This is a genomic window from Agrobacterium sp. 22-221-1, from assembly GCF_053522445.1.
This window is the reverse complement of record NZ_JBNWCL010000001.1, coordinates 236,381-250,061: the sequence shown is the minus strand read 5'-3', so window position 1 is coordinate 250,061 and position 13,681 is coordinate 236,381. Positions and strand designations below refer to the sequence as shown.

Here is a 13,681-nt window from a genome sequence, read left to right as displayed (position 1 = left end):
GTCCTGTTGCCTGTTCGTCCCATGTCTCACACGGTCCGCAACAAATCCTTAATCACGCCCGGCACTCGTATCGTCTGCCAGACGCTTCATGGTGTCGCGAGGCCGGAAAACTCCGGCTCCGCCTGAAGCCTTAATGCTTATTCAGCGGCTTCCAGAACAGCGCCATCATCCATGGCCCTGTAGGTATATTGGTCGATGCGCTTTTCGATCTCCGGACGGAAATTGCGGATCAGCGCCTGTACCGGCCATGCGGCGGCGTCGCCAAGCGCACAGATGGTGTGGCCTTCGATCTGCTTCGTCACTTCGAAAAGCATGTCGATTTCGCGCTTCTGGGCATTGCCCTTGACCATGCGCTCCAGCACGCGCCACATCCAGCCCGTGCCTTCGCGGCACGGCGTGCACTGGCCGCAGCTTTCGTGCTTGAAGAAAGCCGCGATGCGGGCGATCGCCTTGATGACGTCGGTGGACTTGTCCATGACGATCATGCCGCCGGTGCCGAAGGAAGACTTCACTTCGCGCATGCCGTCAAAGTCCATGATGGCGTCCTTCATGTCCTCACCGCGAACGATGGGGCAGGATGCGCCGCCGGGGATGACGCCGAGCAGATTGTCCCAACCACCGCGAATGCCACCGCAATGGTGTTCGATCAGCTCGCGGAAGGAGAGGCCCAGCGCATCTTCGAAGGTGCAAGGACGCTCGACATGGCCTGACACCATGAACAGCTTGGTGCCGACATTGTTCGGACGGCCGATGGACGAGAACCAAGCGGCGCCACGGCGCAGGATGGTCGGCGCAACGGCGATGGATTCGACGTTATTGACGGTCGTCGGGCAGCCGTAAAGGCCCATATTGGCCGGGAACGGCGGCTTCAGGCGCGGCTGGCCCTTCTTGCCTTCGAGGCTTTCGAGCAGAGCCGTCTCTTCGCCGCAGATATAGGCACCCGCGCCGTGATGGACGTAGATGTCGAAATCCCAGCCGTTCTTGTTGTTCTTGCCGAGCAGGCCGGCATCGTAACACTCGTCGATGGCCGCCTGCAGCGCCTCACGCTCGCGCATATATTCGCCGCGCACGTAGATATAGGCGGTATGCGCGCCCATGGCGAAACCGGCGATCACGCAGCCTTCGATCAACGTATGCGGATCGTTGCGCAGGATCTCGCGGTCCTTGCAGGTGCCGGGCTCGGATTCGTCGGCATTGACGACGAGGTAATGCGGGCGGCCGTCATTTTCCTTCGGCATGAAGGACCACTTGAGACCCGTCGGGAAGCCTGCGCCGCCGCGACCGCGAAGGCCTGACGCCTTCATCTCGTTGATGATCCAGTCACGGCCCTTTTCGATGATCTGCTTGGTGCCGTCCCAATGGCCGCGCGCTCTCACGCCCTTCAGGGACTTGTCCTTGAGGCCGTAGAGATTGGTAAAGATGCGATCCTGATCTTTTAACATGCTTCACCTCTTACCGCGGCTTCTTGCCGAAGACCTTGATATACTCGGCTTCGCCACCCTTGGCGAGCGCCTCGGCCTGCTTGATCCACTCGTCGCGTTCGATGCGGCCCTTGAAATTCAGATAACCGTCGACCCAGTCGCATTCGGCCTTCTTCCAGCCGGCAATCTGCGCATAGGTAAAGATGCCGAGCTCGTGCAGCGTGCCTTCGATCTTCGGGCCGACGCCGGAAATGAGCTTCAGGTCGTCGGGCGTTGCGGGCTTTTCGATGCCTGCCGGACGATCCTTGGAATCGAGCGACGGCTTCGCAGAGCCCGAAGCTTCCTTTTCGGCGGTCTTCACATTCGCTTCAGCAGCCTTCGGCGCGGTCGCCGGCGTCTTCAGCTTCGGATCGGTTTCCGGGGCGTCCGTCTTCGGCTTGGCGGCGTTGGACGGCGGAACCGGTGCGGCGTCCGCGGCCACTTCGGCCGGCTTGTCGAGATTGGAGCGATCCGGCTTGATCTCTTCCGTCAGCGTCGTCAGGCCGCCGACCGGAACCGACTGGTGACGGTCGATCTGCGGGCCGGTCTTGACGGTGTCGCCCTTGCCTACCTCGAACGTATCGATGATCTCTTCCAGACGCTCGGGCGTCAGGTCCTCATAGGCGTCCTTGAAGATGATGACCATCGGCGCGTTGACGCAGGCGCCCTGACATTCCACTTCTTCCCAGGAGAGTGTGCCGCTCTCATTGGTGTGCAGCGGATCGTGGTGGATTTTCTTGCGGCAGACATCCATCAGCGCTTCCGAGCCGCGCAGCATGCAGGGCGTGGTGCCGCAAACCTGAACGTGGGCGCGCGTGCCGACCGGCTTCAGCTGGAACTGGGTATAGAAGGTCGCCACTTCCATGACGCGGATATAGGCCATATCCAGCATGTCGGCGATTTTTTCGATGGCGGCGCGGGTAACCCAGCCGTCCTGCTCCTGCGCACGCATGAGCAGCGGGATGACCGCCGATTGCTGGCGTCCCTCGGGATATTTCTTGATCGTCTTTTCAGCCCATGCGGTATTTTCCGCATTGAAGGCAAACGCCACGGGCTGGAACTGATCTTCGGCTAGTCGACGAACGGACATACTTCCTCACGCCTTTTCAGTTTAACGTCTCACAACGCGATCTCGCCACCGTGACGAATTCGCAGGCGTAAGCCGCCTTGTCTTTCTGCATGAACACGATGAACTTGCTGCCATTGGGAACCGAGGCCTTGATCTCGTATCCCGACGACAGAAGCTGCTTGATGGTCGAAGAGCCGCCGCTCGACAGCGATATACCGCCCTCGTCCGTCGCCGTCTGGGCGAGAGCGGGGGCAGACATCGCAGCGAGAAAAGCCGGTATGGCCAGCGGCAGACGCATCAGCGGTCGACCTCCCCGAACACGATGTCGAGGGAGCCGAGCACGGCTGTAACGTCAGCAAGCTGATGGCCCTTGCACAGGAAATCCATGGCCTGCAGGTGTGCGTAACCCGGCGCGCGAATCTTGCAGCGATAGGGCTTGTTCGAACCGTCTGCGACCACGTAAACGCCGAACTCGCCCTTCGGCGCTTCGACGGCGGCGTAAACTTCGCCGGCCGGAACGTGGTAACCTTCGGTATAAAGCTTGAAATGGTGGATCAGCGCTTCCATCGAACGCTTCATCTCGCCGCGCTTCGGCGGAACCACCTTGCCGTCCAGCGAGGAGACCGGGCCGATGCGGTGCTTGCCGGACAGAAGATCGACGCACTGCTTCATGATCTTTACGGATTCGCGCATTTCCTGCATGCGGATCAGGTAACGATCATAGCAGTCGCCGTTCTTGCCGACGGGAATGTCGAATTCAAGATCGGAATAGCACTCATAGGGCTGCGCGCGGCGCAAATCCCAGGCAGCGCCCGAGCCGCGCACCATCACGCCCGTGAAACCCCAAGCGAAGGCGTCTTCAAGCGAAACGACGCCGATATCGACGTTACGCTGCTTGTAGATGCGGTTATCGGTCAAAAGGCCTTCGATATTGTCGAGAACGGTCAGGAACGGGTCGCACCACTTGCCGATATCATCGACCAGTTCCGGCGGCAGGTCCTGATGCACGCCGCCCGGACGGACATAGGCCGAGTGCATGCGGGCGCCGCAGGCGCGCTCATAGAACACCATCAGCTTTTCGCGCTCTTCGAAGCCCCAGACCGGCGGCGTCATCGCGCCGACGTCCATGGCCTGCGTCGTGACGTTCATGATGTGCGACAGGATACGGCCGATTTCCGAATAGAGAACGCGGATCAACTGGCCGCGCATCGGGATTTCGAGACCGAGCAGCTTTTCGACGGCGAGCGCGAAAGCGTGTTCCTGGTTCATCGGCGCGACGTAGTCGAGACGGTCGAAATAGGGAACGGCCTGCAGATAGGTCTTGGTCTCGATCAGCTTTTCGGTGCCGCGATGCAGGAGACCGATATGCGGATCGACGCGCTCGACGATTTCGCCGTCCAGTTCCAGAACCAGGCGCAGCACGCCGTGCGCGGACGGATGTTCCGGACCGAAGTTGATCGTGAAATTGCGGACGTTATGCTCAGTCATTCTAGTGCTCCGCCGAGGTGATCATGGCGATGAATTCGGGGCCGGTCATGTTCTGCGTGGTTTCAGCGAAAGAGTAGCTCGAGGGCTTCTCATCCGTGAAAATCTGCGACGCGAACTTGAAACTGGAAGGGTTATCGAAAGCCTGCAGCGAAACGGCGAAATGCTTGCCGTCCTTCGAGCGCCACATCAGCGTGCTGCCGCAGTTCTTGCAGAAGCAGCGCTCACCCCATTCCGACGAGGAATAGACGCCGAGGTTCTCTTCGTTTTCGACGGAGATATCAGCGCATTCGACAGCCAGAAACGCACCGCCGGACCAGCGGCGGCACATGGAGCAATGGCAAACGCCGAATTCGCGGGCACCGATGACGGCATTGAGGCCGACGGCGCCGCAAAGACATTGCGCATGCTCTGTCGCGGGGGCTTGGCTCATTGCTTGGCCTTTTCGTCGCCCGGGAGAACATATTCGGTTCCTTCCCACGGGGAGAGGAAATCGAAGTTGCGGAATTCCTGCTTCAGTTCGACCGGTTCATAAAGAACCCGTTTCAGCACGTCATCGTAACGCACTTCCACAAAGCCGGTAACCGGAAAATCCTTGCGCAGCGGATGGCCTTCGAAACCGTAATCCGTGAGGATGCGGCGGAGATCCTTATGGCCTTCGAACGGAATGCCATACATGTCCCAGGCTTCGCGCTCGAACCATTCCGCGCCCATGTAAACGGGGGTCGAAGACGGTACGCCCTCGTCTTCCGCCACCTGCAGCTTGACGCGAACGCGCAGGTTCTGGCGCGGCGACAACAGGTGATAGACGACATCGAAACGCTTTTCGCGCTGCGGCCAGTCGACGCCGCAAATATCGATGATGTTGACGAAACCGCACTGCACGTCGTCACGCAGGAAGGTCAAAAGCGCGATCACGCTTTCAGGCGTCGTGTTCAGCGTCAGCTCGCCATAGGCGATATCGGCCGACACCACGAGGGAACCGCGCGCTTCCTTAACGTAAGCAGCAAGATCGTTGAGAGCTTCGCTCATTCTTAATCCGTCCTTTGCCCTTAGCGCTCGATCGTACCGGTACGACGAATCTTCTTCTGCAGCAGAAGCACGCCGTAAAGCAGCGCCTCCGCCGTGGGGGGACAGCCCGGAACGTAGATATCCACCGGCACGACGCGGTCGCAGCCGCGCACCACGGCGTAGGAATAGTGGTAATAGCCGCCGCCATTGGCGCAGGAGCCCATGGAGATGACGTAACGCGGCTCAGGCATCTGGTCATAGACCTTGCGCAGAGCCGGCGCCATCTTGTTGGTCAGCGTGCCGGCGACGATCATCACGTCGGACTGGCGCGGTGAGGCGCGCGGTGCGACGCCGAAGCGCTCCATGTCATAACGCGGACCGGACGCCTGCATCAGGCCTTCGACGGCGCAGCAGGCGAGACCGAACTGCATCCACATCAGCGAGCCGGTACGCGCCCAGGTGATCAGCTCGTCGGTCGAGGTAACGAGAAAGCCCTTGTCGGCCAGCTCGTCATTGATTTCCGTGAAGTAGGCGTCGTTGCTGCCAACCGGCTTGCCGGTCGAGGGATCGATGATCCCCTTCGGCTGCGGCGCAACGAGCGTGGTGTTGTTCTGGCTCATGCCCATTCCAGCGCTCCCTTCTTCCACTCATAGATAAAGCCGATGGTGAGAACGATGAGGAACACCATCATCGACCAGAAACCGAACCAGCCCATCTCGCCGAAAGACACCGCCCATGGGAACAGGAAGGCGACTTCCAGATCGAATATAATGAACAGAATCGATACCAGATAAAAGCGGATATCGAACTTCATGCGGGCGTCGTCGAAGGCGTTGAAACCGCACTCGAAAGCGGAGAGCTTTTCCGGGTCCGGCGCCTTGTAGGCGACAGCGAAAGGCGCAATGAGAAGCGCCAGGCCGATGACGAGAGCGATACCGATGAAGATTGCGATCGGAATGTAGGAACTGAGGAGTTCAGTCATGGTCTCTTCCCTGCCCGGCCGGGTGCCGGACCTGCCTTTGTGACCCGAAGTCTCAAAGAGCGCACAAATATGTTGCAACGCCAAAGTCGTTAGCGCAGCCGCGCTCTCTCTGCAAGAGTTTAGGCACCATTTCAAGACACCTGCCGCATTGATTGGCAACAATATTGCCGGAATTGACGCAAATTTGGGCCACAATTCCGGCCTAAGCCCCTCAAATACAATAATAATCGATTGAACGACGCAACCGCAAAAAAGTCACACGAATTTTACGTCCGGATGGCGGTGAAGTGACGATATTCGGGAATCGAAACTTGACTAAAAAATGCAGGAAAAATCGCGTTTAAAAAGCCCGGAATCAGGTGCCGGAATCGTCAATAGGCGAGCGCGCAAACCGCGCGTCGATCTGTTTTTGAGGAGACATTTCAGGACAAAGAAATGGCGCGAGTGACGGGGCTCGAACCCGCGACCTCCGGCGTGACAGGCCGGCACTCTAACCGACTGAGCTACACCCGCGCACCACAGACATTCATCTGCGTTTTCCGAGGGACAGGATGGCGCGAGTGACGGGGCTCGAACCCGCGACCTCCGGCGTGACAGGCCGGCACTCTAACCGACTGAGCTACACCCGCATCTCCTGACGACAGGAACCAGTCCTGCCGCTCGAACCAGCCTCGGCTGTTCGATGAGCGGCTAACTACGGCGTTCGTGCGGGGGTGTCAAGCAGGTTTCACGACAAAAGAATAAGCTTCTTCATTTTGATCGGGAAAAACCGGAAGGCCTTGGAACGCGATTGCGGCAAACGCCCTGTTTTGTGGGCTTTTCCCAACGAAAACAAAAAACTTGTCCACAGCCGCAGGCTTCCGTAACGGGATTTCCACATGGTCATCAAGGCGTCCTCGGGTCTTGTCTCAGGTAAAAAGCCCGCAGTTCCCGGCTTTTTGCCCCCGCCCCCCGGCGACGGAAAATTCTCTCAGCAAAAAAAACAAAAAAACTTCACAAAAGCCCTTGCGGTTTTTTTCCGATCCGAATACATCACGGCCACCGACGCGGCGGACATGATCCGAGACACGCGAAGGGCGATTAGCTCAGTTGGTAGAGCGCCTCGTTTACACCGAGGATGTCGGGAGTTCGAGTCTCTCATCGCCCACCATTTTCCCAGAAGATTTAAATATCACCCGTCAAACCGAGATCCTTCGTGTTTGCTTTCGCGATGCGATAAGCCCTCGAGTATTCGGAATTATCGCCCCCTGCCCTTACTGCGGTCGGTAAAGCGTCGTCATGATTCCCAACCGCTGGAATCGCTTTTCTCCAGTTACACCATGCCAAATCGGCACTGCTGTTCCATATTCCGACAGCTTGACCACCCCCTGTATCAGCCCGCAACATACCGGAAAATAAGGAAGATTCAGACTTTCTAAAGAGATTTCAGGCATTGTTTGCGCACCGTTTCATGATGAACGGTTGAACTGATGGATGAAACCATGTCGATCGACGCGTTTGTAACACTCGCGCTTATTGCGCTGCCTGTTTATATTTTTTTCCGCTGGGTCCAGCAGGACTCGGAAAAACAAGATACTCCCAAAAGCAAGAATTCCCTGGGGCGGTGATCCGTTACGATCGATCCGCAGCATTTTCCCGGATGGCCTCCGGACGAAATCCTCCACAATCCGATATCGAAGCGGCAATGCCGATTTTAACGGCTTGCATCGTCAGGCATCGTGCAAGCTCGGGAAACCCGGCCAAGGAGGCCCTCGCCGTACAAAAAAGCCGGGCATAGCCCGGCTTTTCTCATTTGCGGCGCCAATCGGCTCGATCAGTTGATCGCCTTCATATTGACGGTGAAAAACAGCGTTTCGCCGGAAGAATCGTCCACGCCGTCATTGTCGGTCACGGCATAGGCCGTTCCCGCCTTGTCAAAGGCGAAGCCTTCCAGCTTGTCGACGACATAACCGTTGGTCTGGGCCTTGAGGTCGGGCAGGAAGTCATGGGCTTCCTGCTTGGCCACCAGCGGCAGTTCGCCGCCGATCTTGCCCGGCTTCAGGTCCGCGATCGCAACACGGTAGAGCTTCTTGATCTTGGCCTTGTCGCCGATCTGGTTGTCGCGCTCGACGATATAGACATAGTCGCCCTGCGCGGCGATTTCGGAGAGGCCGACCCAGCCTGCCTCGGTCTTGTCGAGCGGGTAACGCACGGCGCCCCATTCCTTGGACTTCGGATTGTAGGAGACGAGCTTGACGAAGCCCTTCTCGTCCGTGCCCCACTCACGCTGTACGGCCATCCACAGCGTCGCGTCGTCGCCCTTGCCGATCATCGTTACGCCTTCGAAACCGAAGCGGGTGTCGCCGGCGAGAAGTTCCTTCGGCAATGCGATCTCAGCCTTGATCTCGCCCTTGGCGTTGACGTTATAGAGCGCGTGCGGAACGAGCTTGGCGCTGTCGCCTTCAGAAGCCAGCCAGAAACCGCCCTTGCCGTCCAGCGTGATGCCTTCGATGTCGAGCTTCTGGGCGGCGATGCCGTCACGCTTGACGCGCAGGACGCTGGTGATGGTAGCGGGCTTTTTCGTCGCATCGATGGTGAAGATCGACGGCTGGTTGCCATAGACCGAGTCGGAGACGGCATAAAGAATGCCGGGCTTTTCGGCATCGCCGACCAGACCCGAAAGAGCGCCCCAGCCGATCGGTGCACCATCGACGGTGGCGGAAACGAGCTGCGGATAGGCTGCTTCACCTTCACCGCGTTCATAGAGCATGACATGCGAGCGGACGCCGCCGTCTTCGATCAGATCGACCTCATTGGCCGTGGCAAGGAGGTTACGCGACGGGATGGCGACAGCGCCTTCCGGCGAAACGCCTGAAGGCAGGAGCTGCGTCAGTTCCGGTTCCTTGCCGGTGTCCTTGTAGACAGCGACGACAGAGGCACGTTCGGACAGCACGAAGAAATATTTCTGGTCGCCGAAAGTCGCCGCTTCCAGACCTTCAGGCTCGATGCCCTTGGCCTTGGAGCGCTTTTCCGGATAGTGGCCGATGGCCGCAACCGCGTGTTCGAGCGAGGAGCCGGATTCATAGACGAGCTTGCCGGTCTTGTCGAAGATGGTGAAGCCACGCGAACCGCCCTGCCAGTCGCCCTCATTGGCGATGACGATACGGTCATTGTCCAGCCACTTCACGGCGTCCGGCTCGCGCTTGCGGCCTTCCTGCTTGTCGGTGAACTTCAACTGGCCATCGGTCTTCGTATCGATGCCTTCAAGATCGACCTTGCCGGCGGAGAAATGCGTCTTCACCGTGCCGGTCTTGCCGTCGAGAATGACGATATGATTGTTTTCCTGAAGCGTCAGCGCGATCTCGCCATTGGCGTTGATCGACACGAATTCCGGCTCCGGATCCTCTGGGGAAATTTCGGCAAGGCCGGTGAGTTCGATCTTCTTCAGGGTCGCGCAATCGGCAACGCCGTCCTTCAGGCCGACAGTCACCAGATAACCGGCTGGCATCTGCGGCAGGGCGCCTTCGTTCACCTCTTCATCGCGCTCGTTTTCAATGGCGATGGCGGCGAAGGTCTTGTCCGGGGAAACGGCGACGGAATCGGGCTGGCCGCCGAGATCACAGCTTGCTTCGATCTTCTTGGTAGCAATATCGACCGTCACCAGCTTGCCGGACGGCTTGGCGCGATTTTCCGACGTATTGACGCCGGCCAGGACCTTGACACCTGCGACGGCAACGGAGGTCGGCTCGCCCTCGAGCAGCAGCGCGCCGCCGGCCTTGGGAGCCTTGGCGTCGGTGATGTCGATGAAACCGATGCCGCCAAGCGGGCTGTCCGAATAGATCAGCGTCTTGCCGTCTTCGCTGGCGGTAATGATTTCAGCCGAGGTGACGGACTTGGCGTCCTTGTCCGCGGGAAGGTTTTTCGCCACCGGGAAAGATGCGATGCGGTTGAAAACCGGCTCGGCAGCGGCCGGGATGGCTGCGGACGTAAGCAGCGCAGCGGTCAAAGCCATTTGAGAAAATCGGAACGCCATTTTAATCCCCCTTGGGTCCAGAAATACCCCAAGGCTTCTGCGTTACAGACATGACAGTGGCATGACACTTCCTGACCGCTGAATCAAAAAGCCCGGCCTAGAAGGCCGGGCTTTCGTGTTTATGCCCACATTCCGCGTAGAAAAACGCCGTGTGTCCGGATGGAAGCTACACAGGCGCTTCCCTGCTTTCATTCACATCTTGACCGGGAAAACCCGGCCTGTCCGAAAAGAGCTTTTCGAAACACCGCCCGCTTTTGGCGGCGATGTGACGGCGTCAGGGCGTCAAAACATGTTTCCTCGTGAACCTGAAAAGCCGCCCGCCCGCCGCCGGGCGTTGCGGCTTTCCGGAAACCTTACGAGTTGACGGCATCCTTCAGGCCCTTGCCTGCGGAAAACTTCGGTACGTTGCGAGCCGGGATATCGACTTCAGCACCCGTGGAAGGGTTACGGCCCTTGGAGGCTTCACGACGGCTGACGGAGAAGCTGCCGAAGCCGGCCAGGCGAATGTCGCCACCGTTCTTCAGTTCGCCCTGTACAGTTTCGAATACAGCATCAACAGCGGAAGCAGCATCTGCCTTCGTGAGACCAGCCTTTTCGGCAACAGCAGAGACGAGCTCGTTCTTGTTCATGTTTCCACCCCTTTCAATGGTTTGAAACGACTCAAATTAAGCCGGCGCAGAATACGTTCGCATCCGCGCGCAGCAACCCAAAAGCGCTGGAATCGCCTGAAAAACAAGGGGTCTGCGTTTTTTTTCACAAAAAAGGCCGACATTTCTGCCGGCCTTCCACATATTCGTGCCAAATTCGCATCACTTGTGCGCAGCTTTACGCCACATGCGCCTTCAGACACCTAACACATTGAATCTATGCAGCAGCCGTCGCGAAAGGCGATTCCCGCCCCTCGCGACGATGCATTATCAATGCGCGATGGTCTGGCTGCCGTCGTCGACGCCTTCGACGGTTGCGATCACCGGCGTCTCGATGCTGCCGTCCCACTCGATGGGCTCCGGCTGGCGGATAAGGGCGTGCTTGATGACCTCGCCCATGCGCGACACCGGGATGATTTCCATCTCGTTCTTCACATTGTCCGGAATCTCCGCCAGGTCCTTGGCGTTTTCTTCCGGGATCAGCACCTTCTTGATGCCACCGCGAAGGGCCGCAAGCAGCTTTTCCTTCAAGCCGCCGATCGGCAGCACGCGACCACGAAGCGTGATCTCGCCCGTCATCGCCACATCCTTCGAGACCGGGATGCCGGTCATGATGGAGACGATGGCGGTGGCCATGGCAACACCGGCGGACGGTCCGTCCTTCGGGGTTGCCCCTTCCGGAACGTGCACGTGGATGTCGCTCTTGTCGAAGCGCGGCGGCTCGATGCCGAAGTCCACGGCGCGCGAACGGACATAGGATGCCGCCGCCGAAATGGATTCCTTCATCACTTCCTTGAGGTTGCCGGTAACCGTCATGCGGCCCTTGCCCGGCATCATCACGCCTTCGATGGTGAGCAACTCACCGCCAACTTCCGTCCAGGCAAGACCCGTGACGACGCCGACCTGATCCTCGCGCTCGGCCTCGCCATGGCGGAACCGCGGAACGCCCAGATAATCCGGCACGTTGGCAGCGGTGACCTCCACGGACTTGACCTTGCCCTTGATGATCTCGGTGACAGCCTTGCGCGCCAGCTTCATCAGCTCGCGTTCGAAGCTGCGCACACCGGCTTCACGGGTATACTGCTGGATGACGACCATCAGGGCATCATCGGTAACCGAGAACTCTTCCGGACGCAGGGCATGTTCCTTGATCGCCTTCGGCAACAGGTGACGCTTGGCGATTTCGCGCTTTTCGTCTTCCGTGTAACCGGCGATGCGGATCACTTCCATGCGGTCCATCAGGGGACCCGGAATGTTCAGCGTGTTGGCCGTGGTCACGAACATCACGTCGGACAGGTCGTATTCCACTTCAAGGTAATGGTCCATGAAGGTGGAGTTCTGTTCCGGATCGAGCACCTCGAGCAGGGCCGACGACGGATCGCCACGGAAATCCATACCCATCTTGTCGATTTCATCGAGCAGGAAGAGCGGGTTCGCCTTCTTGGCCTTCTTCATCGACTGGACGATCTTGCCCGGCATGGAGCCGATATAGGTACGGCGGTGACCGCGGATTTCCGCCTCGTCACGCACGCCGCCAAGCGCCATACGCACATATTCGCGGCCGGTCGCCTTGGCGATCGACTTGGCGAGCGAGGTCTTGCCGACGCCGGGAGGGCCGACGAGGCACAGGATGGGTCCGCGGATCTTCGAGGCGCGCGCCTGTACGGCGAGATACTCGACGATGCGTTCCTTGACCTTGTCGAGACCGAAATGATCCTGATCGAGGATTTTCTCGGCGGCGTTGAGGTCGGCCTTGATCTTCGACTTCTTGCCCCAGGGCAGACCGAGCAGCCAGTCCAGATAGTTGCGCACGACGGTCGCTTCCGCGGACATCGGGCTCATCTGGCGAAGCTTCTTCATTTCCGCCTCGGCCTTTTCCTTGGCCTCCTTGGAAAGCTTGGTCTTGGCGATGCGCTCTTCCAGTTCGGCCATCTCGTCACGGCCGTCCTCGCCGTCGCCGAGTTCCTTCTGGATCGCCTTCATCTGTTCGTTCAGGTAATATTCACGCTGCGTCTTCTCCATCTGGCGCTTGACGCGCGAGCGGATGCGCTTTTCGACCTGGAGCACGGAAATTTCGCCTTCCATGAAGCCGAGCGCCTTTTCAAGCCGCTGCTTCACGCTGACGGTTTCCAGCATTTCCTGCTTTTCAGTGATCTTGATCGACAGGTGCGAAGCGACCGTATCGGCCAGTTTCGAATAATCGTCGATCTGGCCGGCAGCGCCGACAACCTCGGGCGAAATCTTCTTGTTGAGCTTCACATAGCTCTCGAATTCAGACACGACCGAACGCGACAGCGCCTCGATCTCGACCGGATCTTCGGCAGGCTCCTGCAACGGCGTCGCAGTGGCTTCATAGAAGTCTTCACGGCCGGTGTAGCTGTCGATCTGGGCGCGGCCCTTGCCTTCCACCAGCACCTTCACGGTGCCGTCGGGAAGCTTCAGAAGCTGCAGGACATTGGCGACCGTGCCGACCTTGTGGATGGCCTCCGGGGCCGGATCGTCATCGCTGGCGTTGATCTGGGTGACAAGCATGATCTGCTTGTCCGAACCCATGACTTCCTCGAGCGCACGGATGGATTTTTCCCGCCCGACGAACAGGGGAACGATCATATGCGGGAAAACGACAATGTCGCGCAGGGGAAGTACCGGATAGGTACCGCCAGATGCCGCAGACGTGATGTTCGTCATATCATTTCCTTTCCATGGTCCCTTTCGGGACACTTTGCCGGACAGCTTGGGGCATCCGGCACATTCATTTCTCGAGACTGAAAGTGGAGTTTCGAAACACCGATTTCAAGTCGCCGGAACAGACGGTCCCGCTAAGCCGCAAGACCGTGAAATTCAACAAAACCCAGCGCCGGCTAGTACTCCCGACATTTCCGGTTATCCCGAAGGACATGGGAACCGGGTCGCCGACGGGAATTCACATTTCCGTCATATCGCGCTGCAAATCAGTTGTAAGACTTTATCAGCAAAGCGCAATCCGCTCCAAACGCAAAATCGGGCTTCGCCAAG

General features: G+C 58.8%; 12 protein-coding genes and 3 tRNA genes. 2 read left to right on the top strand and 13 right to left on the bottom strand.

What is annotated here, in order from left to right; genetic code table 11:
• Positions 1-137 precede the first annotated feature (137 nt).
• The 10 genes from nuoF to ACQZ5N_RS01225 form a co-directional block, all read right to left on the bottom strand.
• Positions 138-1,442: an NADH-quinone oxidoreductase subunit NuoF gene (gene nuoF / locus ACQZ5N_RS01270; RefSeq protein WP_020012329.1), complete on the bottom strand. Its 1,305-nt coding sequence runs from the start codon at positions 1,440-1,442 to the stop codon at positions 138-140.
• A gap of 10 nt (positions 1,443-1,452) precedes the next feature.
• The gene (locus tag ACQZ5N_RS01265; protein ID WP_448731855.1) at positions 1,453-2,550 is read right to left on the bottom strand and encodes an NADH-quinone oxidoreductase subunit E; all 1,098 of its coding nucleotides are present in this window, start codon (positions 2,548-2,550) and stop codon (positions 1,453-1,455) included.
• A gap of 16 nt (positions 2,551-2,566) precedes the next feature.
• Complete coding sequence (locus ACQZ5N_RS01260; RefSeq protein ID WP_003521522.1) at positions 2,567-2,827, bottom strand: hypothetical protein; 261 nt, start codon at positions 2,825-2,827, stop codon at positions 2,567-2,569.
• Positions 2,827-4,017 carry an NADH-quinone oxidoreductase subunit D gene (locus tag ACQZ5N_RS01255; RefSeq protein ID WP_003496461.1) on the bottom strand — a complete coding sequence of 397 codons (1,191 nt, stop codon included), beginning with the start codon at positions 4,015-4,017 and terminating at the stop codon, positions 2,827-2,829. Before ACQZ5N_RS01255 ends, ACQZ5N_RS01260 begins: the two co-directional genes overlap by 1 nt.
• 1 nt (position 4,018) lies before the next feature.
• Entirely contained in the window at positions 4,019-4,447 is a 429-nt protein-coding gene (locus tag ACQZ5N_RS01250) for a GFA family protein (RefSeq protein ID WP_059752670.1), read from the bottom strand.
• Entirely contained in the window at positions 4,444-5,046 is a 603-nt protein-coding gene (locus tag ACQZ5N_RS01245; RefSeq protein ID WP_020810740.1) for an NADH-quinone oxidoreductase subunit C, read from the bottom strand. Before ACQZ5N_RS01245 ends, ACQZ5N_RS01250 begins: the two co-directional genes overlap by 4 nt.
• A 20-nt stretch (positions 5,047-5,066) precedes the next feature.
• Positions 5,067-5,651, bottom strand: coding sequence for a NuoB/complex I 20 kDa subunit family protein (locus ACQZ5N_RS01240; protein WP_003521524.1), 585 nt, complete (start codon positions 5,649-5,651; stop codon positions 5,067-5,069).
• A complete protein-coding gene (locus ACQZ5N_RS01235; RefSeq protein WP_035259670.1) occupies positions 5,642-6,007 on the bottom strand; it encodes an NADH-quinone oxidoreductase subunit A in 366 nt (121 codons plus the stop codon). The genes ACQZ5N_RS01240 and ACQZ5N_RS01235 overlap by 10 nt, the downstream gene beginning before the upstream one ends.
• Before the next feature lie 436 nt (positions 6,008-6,443).
• A tRNA-Asp gene (locus tag ACQZ5N_RS01230) sits at positions 6,444-6,520 on the bottom strand.
• A 39-nt stretch (positions 6,521-6,559) separates the two neighbouring features.
• Positions 6,560-6,636, bottom strand: a tRNA-Asp gene (locus ACQZ5N_RS01225).
• A 445-nt stretch (positions 6,637-7,081) separates the two neighbouring features.
• On the opposite strand from ACQZ5N_RS01225, the gene ACQZ5N_RS01220 reads away from it, so the two are divergent.
• Both ACQZ5N_RS01220 and ACQZ5N_RS01215 read left to right on the top strand, forming a co-directional pair.
• Positions 7,082-7,157 (top strand) — tRNA-Val (locus tag ACQZ5N_RS01220).
• A 319-nt stretch (positions 7,158-7,476) separates the two neighbouring features.
• Complete coding sequence (locus tag ACQZ5N_RS01215; protein WP_003521525.1) at positions 7,477-7,614, top strand: hypothetical protein; 138 nt, start codon at positions 7,477-7,479, stop codon at positions 7,612-7,614.
• A gap of 206 nt (positions 7,615-7,820) precedes the next feature.
• On the opposite strand, the gene ACQZ5N_RS01210 is transcribed toward ACQZ5N_RS01215, so the two are convergent.
• The 3 genes from ACQZ5N_RS01210 to lon all read right to left on the bottom strand — a co-directional run bounded on the left by ACQZ5N_RS01210 (position 7,821) and on the right by lon (position 13,354).
• A complete protein-coding gene (locus ACQZ5N_RS01210; protein WP_196377714.1) occupies positions 7,821-10,019 on the bottom strand; it encodes an esterase-like activity of phytase family protein in 2,199 nt (732 codons plus the stop codon).
• Positions 10,020-10,372: 353 nt separating this feature from the next.
• A complete protein-coding gene (gene hupB, locus ACQZ5N_RS01205; protein WP_006312721.1) occupies positions 10,373-10,648 on the bottom strand; it encodes a DNA-binding protein HupB in 276 nt (91 codons plus the stop codon).
• Between the two features lie 288 nt (positions 10,649-10,936).
• Complete coding sequence (gene lon, locus ACQZ5N_RS01200; RefSeq protein WP_059752644.1) at positions 10,937-13,354, bottom strand: endopeptidase La; 2,418 nt, start codon at positions 13,352-13,354, stop codon at positions 10,937-10,939.
• Positions 13,355-13,681: the final 327 nt, after the last annotated feature.

Excerpts from the sequence above, each read along its gene's own strand:
- nuoF (WP_020012329.1), bottom strand. The coding sequence starts at position 1,442 with ATGTTAAAAGATCAGGATCGCATCTTTACCAATCTCTACGGCCTCAAG.
- ACQZ5N_RS01265 (WP_448731855.1), bottom strand. The coding sequence starts at position 2,550 with ATGTCCGTTCGTCGACTAGCCGAAGATCAGTTCCAGCCCGTGGCGTTT.
- ACQZ5N_RS01260 (WP_003521522.1), bottom strand. The coding sequence starts at position 2,827 with ATGCGTCTGCCGCTGGCCATACCGGCTTTTCTCGCTGCGATGTCTGCC.
- ACQZ5N_RS01255 (WP_003496461.1), bottom strand. The coding sequence starts at position 4,017 with ATGACTGAGCATAACGTCCGCAATTTCACGATCAACTTCGGTCCGGAA.
- ACQZ5N_RS01250 (WP_059752670.1), bottom strand. The coding sequence starts at position 4,447 with ATGAGCCAAGCCCCCGCGACAGAGCATGCGCAATGTCTTTGCGGCGCC.
- ACQZ5N_RS01245 (WP_020810740.1), bottom strand. The coding sequence starts at position 5,046 with ATGAGCGAAGCTCTCAACGATCTTGCTGCTTACGTTAAGGAAGCGCGC.
- ACQZ5N_RS01240 (WP_003521524.1), bottom strand. The coding sequence starts at position 5,651 with ATGGGCATGAGCCAGAACAACACCACGCTCGTTGCGCCGCAGCCGAAG.
- ACQZ5N_RS01235 (WP_035259670.1), bottom strand. The coding sequence starts at position 6,007 with ATGACTGAACTCCTCAGTTCCTACATTCCGATCGCAATCTTCATCGGT.
- ACQZ5N_RS01215 (WP_003521525.1), top strand. The coding sequence starts at position 7,477 with ATGGATGAAACCATGTCGATCGACGCGTTTGTAACACTCGCGCTTATT.
- ACQZ5N_RS01210 (WP_196377714.1), bottom strand. The coding sequence starts at position 10,019 with ATGGCGTTCCGATTTTCTCAAATGGCTTTGACCGCTGCGCTGCTTACG.
- hupB (WP_006312721.1), bottom strand. The coding sequence starts at position 10,648 with ATGAACAAGAACGAGCTCGTCTCTGCTGTTGCCGAAAAGGCTGGTCTC.
- lon (WP_059752644.1), bottom strand. The coding sequence starts at position 13,354 with ATGACGAACATCACGTCTGCGGCATCTGGCGGTACCTATCCGGTACTT.